Annotated in this window: 14 protein-coding genes, 1 tRNA gene and 2 pseudogenes; 7 read left to right on the forward strand and 10 right to left on the reverse strand. The window is 71.8% G+C overall.

The features are described 5' to 3' along the window. Positions 1 to 330: 330 nt before the first annotated feature. A complete protein-coding gene (locus tag ACZ50K_RS31490) occupies positions 331 to 1,341 on the reverse strand; it encodes a quinone oxidoreductase family protein (RefSeq protein ID WP_468909359.1) in 1,011 nt (336 codons plus the stop codon). A gap of 242 nt (positions 1,342 to 1,583) precedes the next feature. Continuing rightward, positions 1,584 to 2,309: a peptidylprolyl isomerase gene (locus ACZ50K_RS31495; RefSeq protein WP_468909361.1), complete on the reverse strand. Its 726-nt coding sequence runs from the start codon at positions 2,307 to 2,309 to the stop codon at positions 1,584 to 1,586. Positions 2,310 to 2,621: 312 nt separating this feature from the next. On the opposite strand from ACZ50K_RS31495, the gene ACZ50K_RS31500 reads away from it, so the two are divergent. Then, positions 2,622 to 2,713 (forward strand) — tRNA-OTHER (locus tag ACZ50K_RS31500). A gap of 243 nt (positions 2,714 to 2,956) precedes the next feature. Here the strand turns inward: ACZ50K_RS31500 and ACZ50K_RS31505 are convergent. After that, positions 2,957 to 3,172 (reverse strand): hypothetical protein, encoded by a 216-nt coding sequence (locus ACZ50K_RS31505; RefSeq protein WP_468909364.1) that lies wholly within the window; start codon positions 3,170 to 3,172, stop codon positions 2,957 to 2,959. Between ACZ50K_RS31505 and ACZ50K_RS31510 the strand changes: the two genes are divergently transcribed. Then, complete coding sequence (locus tag ACZ50K_RS31510) at positions 3,171 to 3,590, forward strand: hypothetical protein (RefSeq protein WP_468909366.1); 420 nt, start codon at positions 3,171 to 3,173, stop codon at positions 3,588 to 3,590. The genes ACZ50K_RS31505 and ACZ50K_RS31510 overlap by 2 nt on opposite strands. 42 nt (positions 3,591 to 3,632) lie before the next feature. Here the strand turns inward: ACZ50K_RS31510 and ACZ50K_RS31515 are convergent, their stop codons facing one another. Next, a complete protein-coding gene (locus ACZ50K_RS31515) occupies positions 3,633 to 4,466 on the reverse strand; it encodes an SDR family oxidoreductase (RefSeq protein WP_468909369.1) in 834 nt (277 codons plus the stop codon). 212 nt (positions 4,467 to 4,678) lie between these two features. Here ACZ50K_RS31515 and ACZ50K_RS31520 point away from each other — a divergent pair. The 4 genes and pseudogenes from ACZ50K_RS31520 to ACZ50K_RS31535 all read left to right on the forward strand — a co-directional run. Next, positions 4,679 to 5,001 (forward strand): annotated as a pseudogene (locus ACZ50K_RS31520) (transposase); the annotation flags it as partial. Beyond that, complete coding sequence (locus ACZ50K_RS31525) at positions 4,998 to 5,465, forward strand: HEAT repeat domain-containing protein (RefSeq protein ID WP_468909372.1); 468 nt, start codon at positions 4,998 to 5,000, stop codon at positions 5,463 to 5,465. The pseudogene ACZ50K_RS31520 and the gene ACZ50K_RS31525, both read left to right, overlap by 4 nt. A gap of 129 nt (positions 5,466 to 5,594) precedes the next feature. Beyond that, a complete protein-coding gene (locus tag ACZ50K_RS31530) occupies positions 5,595 to 5,867 on the forward strand; it encodes a hypothetical protein (RefSeq protein WP_468909375.1) in 273 nt (90 codons plus the stop codon). Continuing rightward, positions 5,792 to 6,472, forward strand: coding sequence for a hypothetical protein (locus ACZ50K_RS31535; protein WP_468909586.1), 681 nt, complete (start codon positions 5,792 to 5,794; stop codon positions 6,470 to 6,472). Before ACZ50K_RS31530 ends, ACZ50K_RS31535 begins: the two co-directional genes overlap by 76 nt. Positions 6,473 to 6,668: 196 nt before the next feature. Here the strand turns inward: ACZ50K_RS31535 and ACZ50K_RS31540 are convergent, their stop codons facing one another. From ACZ50K_RS31540 to ACZ50K_RS31560, 5 genes and pseudogenes are all read right to left on the reverse strand, one after another. After that, positions 6,669 to 7,676, reverse strand: a complete 1,008-nt coding sequence (locus ACZ50K_RS31540; RefSeq protein ID WP_468909588.1) for an endonuclease/exonuclease/phosphatase family protein — start codon at positions 7,674 to 7,676, stop codon at positions 6,669 to 6,671. Between the two features lie 95 nt (positions 7,677 to 7,771). Further along, positions 7,772 to 9,010 (reverse strand): sensor histidine kinase, encoded by a 1,239-nt coding sequence (locus ACZ50K_RS31545; RefSeq protein ID WP_468909377.1) that lies wholly within the window; start codon positions 9,008 to 9,010, stop codon positions 7,772 to 7,774. Then, the gene (locus ACZ50K_RS31550; protein ID WP_468909380.1) at positions 9,003 to 9,716 is read right to left on the reverse strand and encodes a response regulator transcription factor; all 714 of its coding nucleotides are present in this window, start codon (positions 9,714 to 9,716) and stop codon (positions 9,003 to 9,005) included. Before ACZ50K_RS31550 ends, ACZ50K_RS31545 begins: the two co-directional genes overlap by 8 nt. Positions 9,717 to 9,972: 256 nt before the next feature. Beyond that, positions 9,973 to 10,380: pseudogene (locus ACZ50K_RS31555) on the reverse strand (SulP family inorganic anion transporter); the annotation flags it as partial. Between the two features lie 677 nt (positions 10,381 to 11,057). After that, a complete protein-coding gene (locus tag ACZ50K_RS31560; protein WP_468909383.1) occupies positions 11,058 to 14,033 on the reverse strand; it encodes an AfsR/SARP family transcriptional regulator in 2,976 nt (991 codons plus the stop codon). A 255-nt stretch (positions 14,034 to 14,288) separates the two neighbouring features. Here ACZ50K_RS31560 and ACZ50K_RS31565 point away from each other — a divergent pair, with 255 nt between their 5' ends. After that, positions 14,289 to 15,950 carry a TlrC/CarA/OleB/SrmB family ABC-F type ribosomal protection protein gene (locus ACZ50K_RS31565; RefSeq protein WP_468909386.1) on the forward strand — a complete coding sequence of 554 codons (1,662 nt, stop codon included), beginning with the start codon at positions 14,289 to 14,291 and terminating at the stop codon, positions 15,948 to 15,950. Between the two features lie 221 nt (positions 15,951 to 16,171). Here ACZ50K_RS31565 and ACZ50K_RS31570 read toward each other — a convergent pair whose 3' ends face one another. Continuing rightward, the gene (locus ACZ50K_RS31570) at positions 16,172 to 18,655 is read right to left on the reverse strand and encodes an MFS transporter (RefSeq protein ID WP_468909388.1); all 2,484 of its coding nucleotides are present in this window, start codon (positions 18,653 to 18,655) and stop codon (positions 16,172 to 16,174) included. Positions 18,656 to 19,105 lie beyond the last annotated feature (450 nt).

Here is a 19,105-nt window from a genome sequence, read left to right on the forward strand (position 1 = left end):
GCGGGCACTCGTTCGCGGGACGGGCCTCGCGAACCCGTCCCGCACCCGGCACCACCCCGCTACACTCCCCACACCCAAGCCGTTGACCAGGCAAAACATCAAAGTCCGACTGGAGTACTAGAGCCTCCGGCTCCGAGTGCACGGCCAGCGGCCGCCGGGGAAGCCTCCAGCGGACGTCGCCGTCCCGCCGAGTTCGGCGAGCGGACTCGCGCTTACGGGGGCCCGGCCGCCTGCCGAGTGCCTGCCACTGTCGGGGATCCTGAGATGACGGGCGGTCGGCCATGCCTTCGACATCCCGGTCGTCAAGATCCCCGACCTCGGTACCCGCGATCAGCTCTGCGTGTCCTCGCGGCTTCCGACAGCGGCCGTGGCGGGGACGACGAGCAGCTTGCCGGTGGTACGACGAGCCTCCAGGTCGCTGTGGGCCTGGGCGGCCTCGGACAGTGCGTAGCGGCCCGTCACGGTGACCTCAAGCGCCTCGGAGCGCACCCACTCGAACACCTCGGCGGCGCGTCGGAGCAGTTCGGACCGATCGTCGATGAAGTCCCCGAGGCTGGGCCGGATCAGGGTCAGCGAACCGCCGTGGGCCAGCCGGATCGGATCAAAGGGAGGCACGGCGCCACTTGCCGCGCCGAAGAGCACGAGATGGCCGCGGGTTCGCAGGCTGGCGAGGCTGGCGTCGAAGGTGTGCGCGCCGACGCCGTCGAAGACAGCCGGCAGTCCCTGACCGCCGTTGAGCCGCCTCACCTCGGCCGCGAGATCGTCGACCGCGGAGGAAAGGATCACCTCGGCCGCCCCGGCACGCTTCGCCAGTTCGGCTTTCGCCGTGGTCGACGTCGTGCCGATCACCCTGCCCCCGAGATGGGTGATGAGCTGGGTCAACAGCAGCCCCATGCCGCCGGCGGCCGCATGCACGAGGACCGTGTCGCCCTTCTGGACCGGGTAGGCGTCCTTGACGAGATAGTGGGCGGTCATGCCTTGCAGGAGCACCGCGGCGGCTGTTTCGAAGCCGATGTCGTCGGGCAGCGGCACCAGCCGGGAGGAGTCCACGACAGCCCGCTCGGCATAGGTGCCGGGAATCTCCACCCAACCGACCCGGTCGCCGACTGCGACGTCAGCGACGCCGGGGCCGACCTCGACGACCGTGCCGGCGCCTTCGGAGCCGGGGGTGAAAGGCAGCGGGAGGCTGTACCGGCCTTCGCGGTGATAGACGTCGAGGAAGTTGACCCCTGATGCGGCGATCTCCACCACCGCCTCGCCCGGACCCGGCCGCGGCTGGTCCACCTCGGCCTCCTGCAGCACCTCGGGACCGCCCACTTCGTACACCTGAATCGCTCGCATGACCCCTCCAGTTACGGTTCATCCCCCCCAACCCCGTGGCGGGCGATCCGATTCCCGGACGGCCGATCAGTCGATGCACCCGTACCCGCACCCGCACCCGCACCCGCACTCGCACCCGCACTCGCCATCACCGGCCCCGGCCCCGACTCCGACTCCGACGCCTGGACCGGCCCGGCATCCAGGCCGGGGCGGCGGCGCGGATGCCGGTCGGTTCGTTGCGTTCGCTGTGACGTGATGGTGCGTCAGTGCGGGCAGGACGGTCGGACCCGGAGCAGTTCGGTCCGCAGCACGGGGGTGCCGTCGACCGGCGCCGGGTTCTCGGCGGTCGGTGTGATGCCTGCGGCGGCGACCTTGTCCAGGGTTGCCAGGCCATCGGGGCCGACGGTGCCGAACACCGTGTAGTCCGGCCGCAGTACGGAATCTCCGTAGACGACGAAGAACTGCGAGCCGTTCGTGTGCGGACCGGCGTTGGCCATCGCCAGCAGGCCGCGCTCGTACACCCGGCGGGTGCCGGTCGGATCGGTCGGCGCAGGCGGCAGGTCCACCGGGAGCTCGTCCTTGTACTTGTAGCCGGGCCCGCCTTCGCCGGTGCCGGTCGGGTCGCCGCACTGGAGGACCTTCAGTGTCGGATACGCCGTCAGGCGATGGCACACCGTGCGGTCGTAGAACCGGTGCCGCGCCAGGTGCAGGAAGCTCTGGACGGTGCACGGCGCCTTGGCCCGGTCCAGACGAAGGGGAAGCGGGCCCTGGCTGGTCGGGACGGCCACGGCGACGGTCCCCCGGCTCGGGGTGCGCCGCGGGTCGGGCGGCAGCGACACGGGGCGCGCGGGCGGCTCGTCCGGGGTCTGGGTGTACTGGCAGGGGCCGTGCGTGGTGCGCGGCGGAGCCGCGTCGGAGGCCGTGGCGACGCCCCCTGCGGAGACGACCAACGCCACGGCCGTGAATCCGCTGATCAGTAATCGGTTCATCTCGTACGCCCTCCCGATGATCTCCTGGTTCTGAAGCCGTCGCAGTCTAGGACGTGGGCCCGGTCCGGGGGAACGGGCAGTTGAAGGAGCGGCCGGTCGGTCCCCTTTCGGGGGGCAGGGACCGTGCGGTGCTTCTTCCGGTCGTTCCGCTGCCGAGGGTGGGCTGGGGCCGTCCCCTGGTTGTGTGCCAGCCGGCCGGCCAGCGCCGTCAGGGTGGCTCGCGCCTGACTCCCCGGGCGACGTCAGCGGCACGTCAGGGGGCCCGGGCAGTGTGCTCCCTATGCACGGCACGGGTGACCGGGCCGGACATGGGGAGAGGTGCCCGGAGTGGTTTATCGGGGACCAGAGCTCGCTCGAAGTCGGGTCCGAAGGGATCCACGCAGGTTCGAATCCTGCCCTCTCCGCCCCACCACCACCCACTGCGTACCGGACGGGTGGTGCGCCCGTCCTCGGCGCCGGGAAGCGTCCGGCAGTCCGTTCTCTCGTGCTGCAGGCACATGGATCCGGCACCCTGGCGGCCCGCGAGCTCGCCAACAGGACGCCCGTGCAGTGCCAGGACCAGGGCCTTTCGCCGTGTGGCGTCGGGTGAGGCGTTGCGGCGCAGGCGCCGGCCCCTTCCCGTCGGCGTTTGCCTGGCCGCCCGCCGATCATGCCCTGAGCAGCAGCAGCAGCAGCAGCAGCAGGAGGGGCCGGGCCCGGCAGAAGTACGCGGAGCCGTAGTTCTGCCGGTGGATCTGCCTGGGACAGGGCCCTCCCAGCGTGATCGACTGTGCCTGTCGCCGGGGCGCTCCACCGCCCTGCGCGGCCGCAAGGAAACGCGTCCGTGCCCGAACGGGGCGGTCGCAGGCACGAAGGAGAGACATGCTGGTACGCAAGTTGAAGGCGGCCGCGGTCGCGGCCACCGCCGTCGCGAGCGTCGCGGTGATGGCCGCACCGGCCCAGGCAGCGGCGGCCTACTGCTCGTACGGAGGTGGCGTCTACCTCTGCGACTACTCGCCGACCACCCGCGTACTGCCCGACGGCACCAAGCAGGACTTCGTCGTCGGCTCCGACCGCGCGGTGTGGACGCGCTGGACGGACTCCGACGGTGACTGGTCGCGGTGGATGTCCATGGGCGGCAAGGCGTACAGCAAGGTGTACACCTACGACTACGACACCACCGACCCCTGGTCCTTCCGCATGTTCTACTACGACCAGCAGGCGGAGTACTGGGGCCGCAACCGCGACCACGACGGCAACTGGTCCGGGTGGATCCACTACGACACCCCGCTCAACGGCTGACCACCAGGAGCCGACGGCCCGTCACCAGGGCTGATGGCTGGGTCAGTTGGAGATCCCGGGTCGTAGGAACTGCCGGGCCCCGCGCAGTGCGGTGCGCAGACCCCGCTGGGTCGCGCGGCTGTCGAGGCGTACGTCGAGGGCGCCGCGCAACGTGCTCTCGGCCCGCAGGCCGGTGGGGAGCCGGGAGGCGTCCAGTCCGTCCCGCTCGGCGATGAGGAGGCCCAGCTCGTGCCGGCTCACGGCGTCGGGCCCCGCGAGGTGGTGGACGCCGGCCGCGTTGGTGGCTGCCAGCTCCAGGAGGGCGGCGGCCAGGTCGGTGACGTGCACGGGGCAACGGAAGTCGTCGGTGAACAGGACGCCGTCGCGCGTGCCGGCGGCGAGTTCGTGCACGGCCCTCTCGTGCGCCGACAGCCCGTGGCCGACGATCAGCGAGGTCCGGGCGACAGCGGCTGTCGGATGCACGGCGAGGATGCCGGTCTCCGCCGCGGCCTTGGCCGCGCCGTAGGGGGTGACCGGGTCGGGGAGGCTGGCCTCGTCGTAGTGGACGTCCGCGCCGGAGAACACCGCGTCGATGGACACGTGGAGCATGCGGGCTCCGGACCTGGCCGCCGCTATCGCGAGGTGGATGGGGCCCGCTGCCGTGACCGCCCAGTCGGCTGATCCGCTCGACGCGTTGAGCACGAGCCGCGGGCGAACCTCGGCCAGGACGGCGTCCAGGCCTCCCGCGTCCCGGAGATCGAGATGGCGCCATGCGGTGGGGGAGGCGGTGCCGGGCTTGGTCGCGTACGTCGCGACGGTCGTATGCCCCGCCTCCATCGCCTGCCGGACCAGCTCGGTCCCGAGGAAGCCACTGCCGCCAACGATCAGAACTGTCATGACGACACCGTAGACCCGGCCCACCGCGACGGGGGCGGTCATCCTGGAGTCCGGGTGACCGCCCTCGTCAGCAGCGTGCCGGTATACCGGATCGGCCACACCGTGGCCCTTTCCGGCTGCCGGGAGGCCAGTCGTCAGGCGGCGCAAGCCGTCCAACCCACCGGCGCAAGCCACGCGGGAATCTCCCTCGTTCACGAGGGAGTGAGCTTCGAGGCAGCAAGTGCCCCAAGGCCGTCGCGAAGATCACCGAGGAGGGGACGAACTGCTCGCGTTCCACAACTTCCGCGCCGAGCACTGGACTCACCTGCGGACCACCAATCCCATCGAGTCGACCTTCTCCACGGTCGAGTTCCGCACCAAGGTCACGCGAGGCGCGGACAGCCCGACGGCTGCGTTCGAGATGGTGTTTAAGCTGGTCGCGTCCGCCCAGGCGCGATGGCGGGCGATCACAGAAGCCCACCTGGTGTCCCTGGTCCGCTCCGGCACACGATGCGAGCACGGCATGCCGGTCGAAAGCGAAGAGCAGGCCGCATGAACCTCGACGACATACTGCAGAACCCGGACGAGCACGTCCGCTTCGCGGCCTACCTCGACACGCTGGGGCACGTTGCCGACCCGGACGAGGTCGACCTGGTCGGCCGAGTGCTCACTGATCCGGACGAGGCGATGGCCCGGTCCGCCGTGCTGCGGCACCTGGACCGTCGAGCCGCTGGCCTCTACCCCGGTCCCACCTATGAGGGGTGGGCGCAGGCGATGGCCCGGGCCACGATCGACCACCCCTTCCTGGCTCAGCGTCTGCGGGAGTGGTCGCTCTTCCGCGCCGTCATGCTCAAGCTGCCCTGGCAGCCGGACGACCTGCTCACGTCATCCGACTGGCTCCAGCTCAAGACCGCCGCCGGGACGAACACCGAGGCCGCCGAGATCCTCGCCGAAGCCGGCCGCACCAAGCGGATCCGCCACACTGCCAGGACCACCCTCAACCACCGTAGCGAGAAGTGAAATCAACTCGCCGACAACTCCTGACTAATGCGGTCGAGGACGGCGTAGGATGCCCGCGCCGATGCGCGGCAGCGGATCGTCACCGCCGCCAAGGAGGAATTCGCCCGGTACGGGATCGCAGGCGCCCGCGTGGACCGCCTCGCCCATCAGACCCGGACCAGTAAAGAGCCCGTCTACGCCCACTTCAGCGGCAAAGAGACCCTCTACCAGCACGTCGCCGAGGAGGAACTCACCGCGCTCGTCGAGGCCACCCAGCTCGACACCGCCGACCTGCCCGGCTACGCCGGCATCCTCTTCGACCCCTCCAGGCCACCATCCCCCGCAAGATCGACCAACTCGCCGACGCCCAGACCGCCGGCCTCCTCGATGCGGGCTGGGACCCGGTCGACGTCCTCGCACTGATCAACCAGATCGCCACCACCTGGGCCGGCCGGCAAGCTCGGTGCAGTGCGCTGCGTCGGCCACTCCACCCGCTGGAGCAGCGGCCCCAGGGAAATCGGGTCGACGGAGCGTTGCGTAGCGGCAAGTATGCGACGCGACCGCCCAAGCTCCCGGAGACGCACGTGGGTAACCGACAAGCAGACATCGACTTCACCTTCCGGCGCCCAGCCACCGTGCGCGGCTTGCTGGAGCTGCTGACCCCGGCCGGCTGGTCCGCTGCGGAGCGCCCCGGCTGCATCTCGTACATGATCAACGACGCAGACGGCATGCACGAGTGGTACGACAGCACCCCCGACTGCCTGAACGCCGTGCTCGCGGAGCTGGACTCCGCGGCGAATCTGCCCCACACCGTGGCCCTGAACATCTACCACCCGCAGGGCGGGACCGGCGGCATGCTGATGTTCGCCGCGCACCGCAGGGAAGTCTCCTTCCTGCCCACCATCGACCGCCGGAGCATCCCGGACGCGCCACGGTTCACCGACCTCGCCTGGTACCTGTCGGCACTTGTCCCTTCCCTGTTCCGGGCCGGCCTCGAAGGGTACGAGGCCCGCGAGGACCCCCACTAGGCATCATCCACGGCGAAGCCCTTCGCCGCCGCTGGTCGGGCATGGCCGGAACACCAGACGACGCCGATCAACCTTCGATGGCGAACAGCCAAGGATCGCCTGCCTCGTCGCCGAACTCTTCCTGACACCGGCCAGGGCCAGGGACAGGGGGTAGGAGCAGGCGCGGGGTGTCCGGCCCGGGCCGGTACGGGGAGGGTCACCAGCGGAGGGCGGCCGCTGCCGGCAGGTGGTCGCTGACCGTGGCCGGCAGCACCCACGAGCGCAGCGGCTCCACCCCCCTCACCAGCACGTGGTCGATCCGCGCCATCGGGAAAGACGCAGGCCAGGTGAAACCGAAACCGCCCCCGGCGGCCCCCTGCACCGAGCGGAGCCGCGCGTCCGCACCGAGCCCTGCCAGGGCGCGGTCGTCGAGGGTGCCGTTCAGATCGCCGAGCACCACCACTCGCTCGCTGCGCTCCGCCGCGACGGCCGCGGCCAGCAACGCCGCACCGGCATCCCGGGAATCCGTCCAGAACCCGTGCCGGGGCATCAGCCGCACCGATCCCAGATGCGCCACGTACACCGCGACCGGCCCGCGCTCCGTGGCCACCGTGGCGCGCAGCGCCCGCGGCGGCTCCACGGGGCGGTCCTCGGCGCGCCGGCTCTCTGCCAGCGGCCCCGCATCGGGGCGCAGTACGTCCACCGGCCGGGAGTCCGTCAGCGGCAGTCGGCTCCACAGCCCGACCGTTCCCCGCACCGCGTGGTACGGGTACTCCGCGGCGAGGGCCGCTCCGTACGCGGCCGCGCCCTGTGGGGTCATCTCCTGGAGCGCCAGCAGGTCCGCCCCGGAGGCGGCCAGGGCGCGGGCGGTACCGGCCGGGTCCGGGTTTCCGGCGTTGACGTTGTGGGTGACCACGGTCAGGTCGCCGCCCGGCCGCGAGGAGTCGGCGAGCAGCCCGCCGACCAGCCCGCCGAACAGGCCGAACCAGCCGACGGCGGGCAGCAGCAGGGCGAGGGCGGCCGCGGCGGAACGCCGCCACAACGCCCCCGCCAGCAGGAACGGGACGGGCAGGCCGAACCAGGGCAGGAACGTTTCCACCAGGCTCCCCAGGCCGCCCGCGTCCGGCACCGAGGAGCGGAACAGCAGGAGCAGCCCGAGCAGCAGCGCGGCCGCGGTGAGTACCGGTCCGCGCCGCCAAGGGCCCGCCCCGGACAGGGCCCGGATCGCGCGGCCGACACCCGTCCGGAGGGCGGATCCCGTCTGGGCCTGCGCCTCGGGCCGTGTACGGGGATCGGGTCCGCGGTCCTGCAGGGTGTCGCTCACTGGTCGGATGTCCTTCGGGGGAGGGGCGGGGAGGGCAGGTGGACGGTGGCGCGGAGGCCGCCCCCGGATCGCGGGGCGAGGGTGAGGGAACCCCCGTGTACCTCGGCGATCCGCCGGGCGATGGCCAGACCGAGGCCGGCCCCGGCATGGTCCTCGCGGACGCGGCCGGAGGCGCGCTGGAAGGGTTCGGTGAGGGTGGCCACCAGGTCGGGGGAGAGAGGCCGGCCCGTGTTCTCGACCGTGAGCTCCACGGCCCCGGACCTGACCCCGGCCCTGCCCCCGGATCCGTCACCTGACCCGCTGTCGGCCTCGCCGCTCGTGACCCACACAGTGGCCCCGCCGCCCGGGCCCACGTCGGCCTCCACGCCTTCCCCCACGCCTGCCTCCACGTCCCCGGGCAGGTTGTGCACGATCGCGTTGTGCACCAGGTTCGTCGTCAGCTGCAGCAGCAGCGCCTCCGAGCCGAAGGCCATGACCGTGGCGGGGACGCTGGTGAAGGTCTCGATGGCGACGCCGCGGTCCTCGGCGAGCGGTAGCAGGGTCTCGGTGGCCTCCTCAACGAGGAGTGAGAGGTCCACGGGCATACGGGTGAAGGCCGCCTGGTCGGCGCGGCTGAGCAGGAGCAGTGCTTCGGTGAGGGCGATGGCCCGAGCGTTGACGGAGTACAGCCGGTCGATGGTCGGGACGAGGTCCCGCGTCGGGTCCTCGCGGGCCACCTCCAGCAGGGACTGCGAGATCGCCAGTGGGGTCCGCAGCTCGTGCGAGGCGTTGGCGGCGAACCGCCGCTGCTCCGCGACGTGCGCCTCCAGGCGGGCCAGCATGGTGTCGAAGGCGTCGGCCAGGTCCCGGAACTCGTCCCGGCGGCCCGGCAGCCGGATCCGGTGGGAGAGGGATCCCTCGGCGGCCCGGGCGGTCGCGTCCGTGATCCGGGTCAGCGGGGCGAGCATCCGGCCGGCCAGGAACCATCCGCCCAGCAGGCCGAACAGCAGCAGGAAGGCCAGCACCCCGGCCGCCCGCGGCGCGAAGACGTCCAGCAGGGCGGAGCGGACCGGGAACACCCCGCCGTCCGGCCTGTCGTCGGGGTTGATGAGCATCGCCCGGTCGGGAACGTAGCGCAGCAGGAACCCCCACACCGCGGAGAGCAGCAGCAGACCCGCGAACATCAGGAACCCGGCGTAGCTGAGGGCGAGCCGGAGGCGGACGCTGGGCCCCTGCCGGCGCGGCCGCCTATCCACGCGCCCCCTCCTGCCCGCCGTCCCCCGCAGGACCGGGGTCCGTCGTTCCGAGGTCGACGCGGTATCCGACGCCGGGCACGGTCGCGATGACCGGGGGGTCGCCGAGACGCCTGCGCAGGGACGACATCGTGATGCGGACGGCGTTGGTGAACGGGTCCGTGTGCTCGTCCCAGGCCCGCTCCAGCAGTTCCTCGGCGCTGACCACGCCCCCTTCGGCGGCCACCAGCACTTCGAGGACGGCGAACTGCTTCCGGGTCAGCGCAACGGGCCGGCCGTCCCGGAACACCTCCCGGCGGAACGGATCGAGCCGCAGCCCCGCAAGCTCTCGCACCGGCGGTCTGCTGTGCGCCCGCCTCCGGTCGAGCGCCCGCAGCCGCAGGACCAGCTCCCGGAGCTCGAAGGGCTTGGTGAGGTAGTCGTCGGCACCGAGCCCGAAGCCGGAGGCCTTGTCGTCGATCCGGTCGGCGGCGGTCAGCATGAGGATGGGGAGGCCGCTGCCGGAGGCGACGATCCGCCGGGCGATCTCGTCCCCGGAGGGCCCCGGGACGTCCCGGTCGAGGACGGCGATGTCATAGGCGTGGACGCCGAGCAGCGCCCAGGCCGTGTCGCCGTCCCCGGCGATGTCGGCGGCGATGGCCTCCAGACGCAGTCCGTCGCGGATGGCTTCCGCCAGGTAGGGCTCGTCCTCGACGATCAGCACTCGCATGAGGGGAGAGTACGAGCCACCCCATATCGCCGATGTATCCGAAACGGCTCGGGCCCGCCCGGATCGCCCAGGACCGCCTCGGACGCGGGTCCGGGCCGGGGAGCGGCAGCGGCGGATCGGCGGCCGGTGATCCTCTTCGGGGGAGTACGGCGAGCGCGGTGCCGCCGAGGATCAGGGGCAGACCGAAGAGGGTGTGGAAGAGCGCGGGTTCGCGCGCGAACCTGGATCGCAGAACGGCGGGTCAGTGGCTGCCCGTGAGTTCGCCGGTGACCCGGTGGACGACCGATTCGCCGTCGGGGTCGACCACGGCGGTGACCTCGGCGAAGTGGGCGACCCGCTTGGCGAGGACGACCATGGCGGTGATCGAACCGATGACGGCGCCGATGGCGAGGTCGTGGGTGGCGACCACACAGGCAACGGTGATCACCATGACGGCGATCTCGCCGGCGGGCATCCGCCTGAGGGTCTTGGGGGCGACGGAGTGCCAGTCGATGCACAGCACCATGAGGAACGCCCCGGAGAGGAAGGTGGACAGGCGCGTTCGGGCCCCGGAGACCTTCACATTGATCATGATCTGGCCGATCATGGCACAGCGGCCCATGGCGCCCATGCCGCCGAAGAAGCCGGTGACGATGTTCGCAATTCCCTGGCCGACCACGGCCCTGCGCTGCACTCCTCTTGCCTGGCCCTGGGAGGAGTCCGGTGGCCGGGGAGCCGTCGTCGGCAAGACCCCCGTCCGTGCCGACGGCGGCTCCCCGGCCACCGGACTCGTTTTCCCCGTCGCAGTGAGCGCGGCCGGACAGCGGTCCCAATCACATGGATTCGGGCCGGAGTCGGCGCGTCGTCACCTGATGAATCACCTGATGAAATTGCGGAAGGTCCTCGCGAATACCTCGGAAAGGCGAACCGATTCCGCACAGTCAAGCAAGGTCACCCATTTAACCTGGGGAACAGTATCTGCTGCACGATTTCCCTATCTTGCCAATTCAACAGTCTGAAGCCCTTGCAGCTCCAGGCAGGCCGGCGCCGAAGGCGTCATTTCCCGCCCGGTCGAAGACGACACTGAACACAATCGAGAAATCGATCCGTAGTCGCGTAGGACTCTCCCGGATTTCTCTGCGCCGTGTTGTGCTGCTGCTTTGTGGGCCGCTTGAGGACCGTAGCGCCGGGACAGGCCTTCAGGCAATCCCGATCAGGGGAGGCCGGAGCAACGGGCGATGCGGCCGTGATGCAGAGAAGTTGCAGCGTCGGTGTATGAGCCCGGCCACGGGCCGGGCCGGGCCTGCCGGCCACCTGCGGAGCCGTCCACTCGCGGGTGGTTCCCCTTTCGGGCCCCGATCCCTATGCGGTGTTCGAGATCTTGCTGCTGAGGGCGTCGGCTTCCTGGTGGCGGTGTTGGCTGCGGTAGTGGGCCTGGGCCTGTTTCCAGGCGTCGTGGGCCCCGGAGTGGTCCTCGGCTTCGTGGAGGAGGTCTCCGATGCGGCTCAGGGTGTCGGCCATCTGGTTGTCGTTGCGTTGTTCCTCGCGCAGGGCCAGGGCCTGGCGGTAGTGAGCGAGTGCCTGTCCGGTCTTTCCCGCGCTGCGGGAGATGTAGCCGAGGCTGTCGAGGGTCGCGGCTTCGCCGTTCGTGTCGTGGTGGGCGCGGAAGATGGTCAGGGCCTCGTGGCAGTAGGAGCGGGCCTTGGTGTAGCGGCCGAGGGCGGCGTGGCACCAGGCGACGGCGCTGAGGGCGTTGGCCTGCCAGATGGGGTCGGAGCGGCGGCGGTGGAGGTCCAGGGCGCGTTCGGCCTGCTCCAGTGCGCGTTCGTTGTCGCCCTGGACGAGCCAGGCGTGGCCGAGGGACTGGCTGGTCTGGGCTTGGCCCGCGAGGTCTTCCAGCCGGGTGTAGAGGGTGCGGGCTCGTTCGAGGTGGCCGATGGCCTCCTGGGGCCGTCCTCGCCATACGGAGGTGCCGCCCAGGTGCCAGAGCGAGAGGGCCTGCGCTTCGGGGTTGCCGGCGCGTTCGGCGGCCTCCAGTGCCTGCTGCCAGCAGAGCATGCGCTGGTCGTGCTGGTGGCGGCGGAAGAGGAAGGTGTGGGTGGCCCATGCCAGGTGCCACACCGCCTCGTGCACTCCCAGGTCGATGGCCAGTCGCTGGGCGGCGAGCAGGGCGTGGTGTTCGGTTTCGAACCAGGTCCACGCCGATTCGGTGTCCTGGAACTCCGCCCCGTGCTCTCCCGGCAGCTCCGCGGCATCGCCGGGGATCGCGGGCGGGCTCCCGGCCAGTACGGCCCGGGAGGGCCACAGCAGCCGGTCGGCCGCGTAGGCGGTGCGCGTCTGGGTCGCGATCAGGCGGTGCAGGGCCTTCGTACGGTCCAGTGCGGGAACCTCGGCGGCGCCGCGTTCGCCCGCGTGGAGCCTGACCAGGTCGTGCATGTGGTAGCGGCCCGGCTGGAGTTGGTGGAAGAGGTGCGCGTTCTCCAGGTTCTGCAGCAGCCGGCCCGTGTGGCGGACCGGGTGTCCGGTGAGTGCCACGGCGGTCCGGAGCGTGACGTACGGCCAGGGGATCATGCCCGCGAGGAGGAACAGCCGATCGGATTCCGTGTCGAGGGCCTGGCGGGAGGTCTCGAAGGTGGTGCGCAGGTCGGTGGCCACGTCACCGGTGTCCAGGGCGTCGAGGCGGTACTCCGGCCAGTGCAGCTCGTCGGCCAGGACGGCGAGGGGGAACTCGGGTCGGCCGGCGGCGCGGGCGGCGAGGATGCCGACGGCCAGGGGCAGTCCGGCACTCCGCTCGACCAGGACGTCCACGCTGGCGGCTTCCTCGTCCACGCGTTCGGTGCCGAGGTGGGCCGTGAAGGCCTCGCGGGCCTGGCCGGGCGAGAGCATGCCCAGGGGCATCAGGGACGCTCCGTGCGTGGTGGTCAGACCGGCCAGACGGTGGCGGCTGGTGACGATCACCGTGGCCTCCGTGCCGCCGGGCAGCAGGGGGCGCACCTGTTCCGCGTCGCGGGCGTTGTCCAGTACGAGCAGCAGGCGCCGGTCCGCGGTCACCGTCCGGTACAGCCCGGCCAGGGTGTCCTCGTCGGCCGGAACGGCCGCGGGCGCGACGCCCAGGGCGGACAGGAACTGGCGCAGCACCGCGGCGGGGGCGAGGGGAGCGGAGAGGGGGTCGTAGCCGCGCAGGTTCGCGTACAGCTGACCGTCGCGGTACTGCCCGCGCCGGCTGTGTGCCCAGTGCAGTGCGAGCGAGGTCTTTCCGACGCCACCGGGGCCGCTGACGACGGCGAGCGCCGGTCGCCCTCCCGGCGGGTCGGTGAGCATCCGGTCCAGCGCGGCACACTCGTCCCCCCGCCCGGCGAACACCGCCGGCGGGGCGGGCAGTTGGCGGGGGCCGTTCCACGCCGGTGCGATGTCGGTGGTGGTGGATCCGGTCGGGCGCGCCGGGCTGCCGGGGCCTCTGTCCGGGGTTTCGCGGTCCCGGTCCCGGGGCTCGGGATCCGGGCTTTGGCGGCCCGGGGCGTTCGCGGCGGGGGACTGCGGTCGCGGGGGTGGTGGCGGGAGGGACGGGGACGACGGCTGGTGGGCGTCGTCGGCGAGGACCTGCTGCTGGAGCCGCTGGAGCTCCGGGGCTGGTTCCAGCCCGAGCTCCTCGACCATGCGGCGCCGCAGCGCGGTGTACACCGACAGGGCGTCCGCACGTTGTCCGCCGCGGTGCAGGGCCCGTATGAGGTGTCCGTGCGCGCTCTCCCGCAGGGGGTGGTGGGCGGTGAGGGTGCGCAGGTCGTCGAGGGCTTCGCCGTGCCGGCCGAGCTCGATCAGTGCGGCGGAGCGCCCTTCGACGGCGACGACCCGAAGCTCTTCCAGGGGTTCTGCCTCGGTCCGGGCGAAGGGCAGGGCGACGCCTTCGAAGGGGGCTCCCCTCCAGAGGGCGAGCGCCTCGTCGAAGCCCGTGAGGGCGCTGTCGTGCCGGCCTTCGGCCAGGGCGGTACGGCCGCGTGTCACGCGGCGGCGGAACAGTGTCGCGTCGAGGTGGTCGGGGTCGAGGTGCAGTGCGTAGCCGGCCGCTTCGGTGCGGATGCAGTCGGCTCCGACCTCCGCACAGGCCTTGCGGACCCCGGCGACGAGCATGCGGATGCGGGACGCGGCCGATTTCGGTGGCGCCCCGTCCCAGGTGAGTTCCGCCAGCTTCTGTACGGACACGGATCGGTTCGCGCTCAGGAGCAGGATCGCCAGGAGGGCGGCTCGCTGGCCGGAAAAGCGCACCAGGCCGGCCGGTGCTTCCACCTCAACCGGCCCCAGCACCCGGAACCGCACGCCGACCGTGTCCTCGTCGCCCATGGATCACTCCTCTCTGGCCGAATATCATGCCCCACACGGCTTAAAGCATGATCGCAGGGAGACCCTTCCCCTCGCGTCGCGGCCCATCAACCCCAAAGGCGAGACGAGACGTATCGTCTTGACAGTCGGGCAGCAGCCCCCTACCCTCGTGCCCATGGGAACCCTGTGATGACAGCACGCGCCGCCGCGTAGAGCCCCGCTCCGCCGTGGACGCCCGCACCGCCAGCATCCGCCGTCACCGAAGGGGGTTCTGTTTTGCGTACCCATACCGCCCAACTGGCCGTACACGACCTCACCAAGCGCTACGACGAGAGGCCCGTCCTCGACCGCGTCCACCTCTCCATCCGGCCCGGCGAGAAGGTCGGTGTGATCGGCGACAACGGGTCCGGGAAATCAACCCTGTTGAAGCTGCTGGCCGGCCTCGTACGGCCGGACAGCGGCGAAGTCACCGTCAGCGCGCCCGGTGGGGTCGGCTACCTCGCGCAGGCGCTCGACCTCCCCGCCCAGGCCACCGTCCAGGACGCAATCGACCTGGCGCTGACCGAACTGCGCGCGCTGGAGCAGCGGTTGCGCAGCGACGAGCGGCGACTGGAGGAGGCCGACGAGGGCCCCGACCTCGAATCGGCTCTCCTCGCGTACGAGCGGCATCTCGCCCTGTACGAGGCGCGGGACGGCTATCGGGCCGACGAACGGGTCGGCACGGCCCTGTACGGCCTCGGCCTGCCCGGGCTGGCACGGGACCGGCGACTCGGCTCGCTCTCCGGCGGCGAGCAGTCCCGGCTCGCGCTCGCCGCGACGCTCGCGGCCCAGCCGGAGCTGCTGCTGCTCGACGAACCGACCAACGACCTGGACGACCAGGCCGTGGCCTGGCTCGAAGCGCACCTACGGGAACACCGCGGCACGGTGGTCGCGGTCACCCACGACCGCACCTTCCTGGCCAACCTGACCAGCACGATCCTGGAGGTCGCGGAAGGAAGGATCACCCGCTACGGCGACGGCTACTCCGGCTACCACACGGCGAAGGCCGCCGAGCGCAGCCGCCGCATCCAGGAGTACCGGCACTGGCGCGAGGAGCTCACGCGCAGCCGTCATCTGGCCGAGTCGAACGGGGCCCGCCTCAGGGCCATCCCGCGCAGTGCGCCGATGGCGAAGTTCGGGCACGGTGCGTTCCGCGCCCGGGACCGCAGCCACGGGGCGATGGTCCGGATCCGGAACGCGAAGGAGCGGGTCGCCCGCCTGACCGCCGCACCCGTCCAACTGCCGCCCGATCCCATGGTCTTCGCCGTATCCGTGCCCACCGGCACCAGCGACGGCCGGAGCGTCGGCGCGGCCGTCGAACCCGCCGCCGAGCTCGTCGACGTCCATCTGGACGACCGGCTCGACCTGCCACGGTTGTCGCTCGCCGCCGGTGAGCGGCTGCTGGTCACCGGGCCGAACGGTGCGGGCAAGTCCACTCTGCTCGGGATCCTCGCGGGCGAGGTCCGGCCGCAGCGCGGCACGGTGCGGGTGTCCGGGAAGGTGGGGATACTGCGCCAGCAGCAGGTGCCGTGGCCCTGTGGCCTGAGCGTGCTCGACGCCTTCTCCCGGGACCGGCCCGGCGACCGGGAGGAGCACCGCGACCTGCTGCTCTCCCTCGGCCTGTTCCGGCCCGGCGAGCTGCGGCTGAGGATCGGGGAACTGTCGTACGGCCAGCGGCGCAGGATCGAGCTGGCCCGCCTGGTCACCCGGCCGGTCGATCTGCTCCTCCTGGACGAGCCGACGAACCACCTCTCTCCCGCCCTCGTCGAGGAACTGGAGCAGGCACTCACCTCGTACGAGGGGGCCCTGGTGGTCGTCACCCACGACCGGCTCATGCGGGAGCGGTTCACCGGAAGCCGCCTCGAACTCGCCGACGGGCGGCCCGTGATGAGGGTCTGACGCACGGCGGAAGTGTACGAGGTCCCTCGCTCGGCGGTGAGACCCGCGGAGCCGCCTGGCGCCTGCCGCTGCAACGTCACGCAGCAGGCGCCAGGTCTCGGACGTCGCCTCGGCGAGGTGTCCTCCGCCCCGCTGCCCTGTCCGGCAGAGAAGGCCGGTCGGGAAGCGGGCAGCCCCGCCGGACACACCGCCGACACGGGCAGTCGTCGTGTACGCGGTCGTCAGTCCTCGTGTCCGAGTCGTACGTCGCGTTCGGTGCGGCCCGCGCCCGCCACCTGGAGGACGGTCGCCACCGGCGGGTAGCCGGCCGCGATGACCGTGTATTCGCCCGAGGGGAGGTCGACGAAGCGGAAGGTGCCGTCCGCGGAGGTGGTGAGGGTGTCGACCACGTTGCCCGTGGCGTCGAGCAGGGTGACCCTGGCGTCCTCGACGGGCCTTCCCGCGCCGGCGCGGACGGTGCCGCGGAGGACCGTGCCGCCGGCGAGTTCGATGTCCTGGCGGGTTTCGCGGGACGCCTGGACGCTGACCGGGAGTGCGGCAGGACGGAACGCCGGGGCACTCGCGGCCAGGGTGTACTCGCCCGCCACCAGCTCGGAGATGAGGTACACGCCCTCCGGCCCGGTGCGGGTGGAGGAGACCACCTCGCCCCGGACGTCGGTGAGGGTGACGGCGGCATCGCGGACGGGGGTGCCGTCGGCCGTGACCACGGTGCCGGCCAGGCGGCCGGCGCCGCCGAGCACCACGTCGAGGTCGACGGGCCGCTCGCCCACGTTCACACGGACGGCCTGCGGCTGATGGCCGCCGGCGGCCGCGATCAGGACGTACGAGCCGGGGCCGCGGACGCTGAGCGCGTAGCGGCCGTCGGTGCCGCTGGTGCCCCGGCCGACCTGGTGGCCGCTGCCGTCGATCAGGGTGAGGGCGGCGCTGGGGACCGTGCTGCCGTCGGGGTGCTGGACGGTTCCGCGGACCGGCAGCCCGCCCGGGTGGGCGGGGTCGGCGGGGACGCGTGCGGCGGGGACCTCGCCGGGGACCGGCTGCGGATGGGCCTCGGAGAGGAGGGGATCGGCTGCGGGGGCGTTGTGGGACACCAGCGGTTTCTCCTTGAGGAAGCAGGCGATGAGCAGGCCGAGGACGAGCACCGGCACCAGGTAGAGGAAGATCCGCGGCATCGCATCGGCGTAGGCCGCGATGTACGCGTCCCTGAGCGTCGGCGGCAGGGAGTGGACGAGCTGCGGGGTGATGGCGGAGGGGTCGGGGAGTCCGGCGCCGGCCGGCAGCCGGGCGGCCAGGGCGTCGGCGAGCCGGCCGGCGAAGACGGTGCCGAAGACGGCGGCGCCGATGCTGCCGCCCATCTGCCGGAAGTAGTTGTTGGCGCTGGTGGCGGTGCCGATGTCGGTGGGCCGCACCGAGTTCTGCACGGCGAGGACCAGCACCGGCAGGACGAGTCCGATGCCGATGCCGAGGACGGCCATCCAGAGGCTGTAGGCGAGCCGGCCGGTGCCGATGTCCAGCCGGGAGAGCAGCCACATGCCGAGCGTGGACAGCACCCCGCCGAGGACCGGGTACACCTTGTAGCGGCCGGTCTTGCTGATCAGTTGGCCGGAGGCGATGGAGGCGACGACGACCCCGCCCATCATCGGCAGCATCAGCAGCCCGGACTCGGTGGCGGTGGCGCCCTCGACCATCTGGAGATAGGTCGGCAGATAGCTGGCGGCACCGAACAGGGCGATGCCGACGACGGCTCCGACGAGCGCGGTGACGGTGAACACCGGGTCGCGGAAGAGCCGAAGCGGGATGAGCGGCTCGGCCGCGCGGTGCTCGGCGATCACGAAGAGGACGGATGCGAGGACTGCGCCGGCGGCGAGCCCCAGGATCATCCGCGAGTCCCAGGCGTACTCGGTGCCGCCCCAACTGGTCAGCAGGACCAGGCAGGTCGAGGCCGCGGCGAGGAGGGCGGCGCCGGTCACGTCGAGCCGGGGACGGACGGTGGGTCGGGGCAGCTTCAGCACCACGGCGATGACGGCCAGGGTGATCAGCCCGAAGGGGACGTTGATGTAGAAGCACCAGCGCCACGACGCGTGGTCGGTGAAGAACCCGCCGAGCAGGGGTCCGGCGACGGAGGCGAGGCCGAAGGCGGCGCCGATGAGTCCCATGAACCGGCCGCGCTGCCGGGGCGGCACGATGTCCGCGATGATCGCCTGCACGCCGATCATCAGGCCGCCGGCGCCGATGCCCTGGACCGCCCGGAAGGCGATGAGTTCGTTCATGGTGCGCGACCAGCCGGCCAGCGCCGAACCGATGATGAAGACCACGATGGCGAACTGGAAGACGCTCTTGCGGCCGAGGAGGTCGCCGAGTTTGCCGTAGAGCGGCAACCCGATGGTGGAGGTGAGCAGATAGGCCGTGATGGCCCACGACATCCGGTCCAGGCCCTGGAGTTCACCGACGATCTTCGGCAGGGCCGTGGCGACGATCATCTGCTCCAGCGCGGCGAGCAGCAGCGCCAGCATCAGCCCGACGAACACCAGCCGGACCCGACGAGGGCTGAACTCGGCCGGCGCCGGAACCACTTCGACGACAGGCGGCGGACCGTCCGCGGCGTCCCGACCACCCGGCGCGGGTCCGCTCGGGCTCCCCTTGTCGAAGCGGACCGCAGCCGCCTGCGGTGCGGCCTGCTCGTCCGTCACCAGAGTGATACCGCCCACGTACTGCTCCCCTCGTTGCCTCAGGCAATCGCGCCCGCGCCGTCCTTTTGTCGCACTCGGTAACAGCGGCGGCAAACATGGGGATTGACGTCCCGGACCCGTCCGAGGGGCATACGGGCTGCTGGGCGGGGGTGCCGCGAAGAATCGACCGTCACGGAGAACCACCCGAACCAGTGAAGGGCCGCCCCGGGCCGTGACCGGAGCGTGACGCCGGGCGCCGGAATCGGTCGAGGCCCTCGCCGGCACTTCCACAGCGGTGCTTACGGGGGGCAGGAGGATCAGTACCGCGCCCATGGACCCTACGCCGAGCCCGGCACCCGGTGCGGTCAGCCCCGGCGCGGCGCCGGGCGGCTCGGAGCGTGCCCGTCCGCTACCGGGAACTTGGCCAGTTCGCCGGGCTTCAGGACTCTGCTGAGGAATGCGTGATTCGGGCTGTCAGGCCACCGGCAC

The organism is Streptomyces sp. NPDC033845, assembly GCF_055576225.1.

What these genes read in the sequence shown, in the direction of transcription:
- ACZ50K_RS31490 (WP_468909359.1), bottom strand. Translation starts at nt 1,341, where the DNA reads ATGCGAGCGATTCAGGTGTACGAAGTGGGCGGTCCCGAGGTGCTGCAG.
- ACZ50K_RS31495 (WP_468909361.1), bottom strand. Translation starts at nt 2,309, where the DNA reads ATGAACCGATTACTGATCAGCGGATTCACGGCCGTGGCGTTGGTCGTC.
- ACZ50K_RS31510 (WP_468909366.1), top strand. Translation starts at nt 3,171, where the DNA reads ATGCTGGTACGCAAGTTGAAGGCGGCCGCGGTCGCGGCCACCGCCGTC.
- ACZ50K_RS31505 (WP_468909364.1), bottom strand. Translation starts at nt 3,172, where the DNA reads ATGTCTCTCCTTCGTGCCTGCGACCGCCCCGTTCGGGCACGGACGCGT.
- ACZ50K_RS31515 (WP_468909369.1), bottom strand. Translation starts at nt 4,466, where the DNA reads ATGACAGTTCTGATCGTTGGCGGCAGTGGCTTCCTCGGGACCGAGCTG.
- ACZ50K_RS31525 (WP_468909372.1), top strand. Translation starts at nt 4,998, where the DNA reads ATGAACCTCGACGACATACTGCAGAACCCGGACGAGCACGTCCGCTTC.
- ACZ50K_RS31550 (WP_468909380.1), bottom strand. Translation starts at nt 9,716, where the DNA reads ATGCGAGTGCTGATCGTCGAGGACGAGCCCTACCTGGCGGAAGCCATC.
- ACZ50K_RS31560 (WP_468909383.1), bottom strand. Translation starts at nt 14,033, where the DNA reads ATGGGCGACGAGGACACGGTCGGCGTGCGGTTCCGGGTGCTGGGGCCG.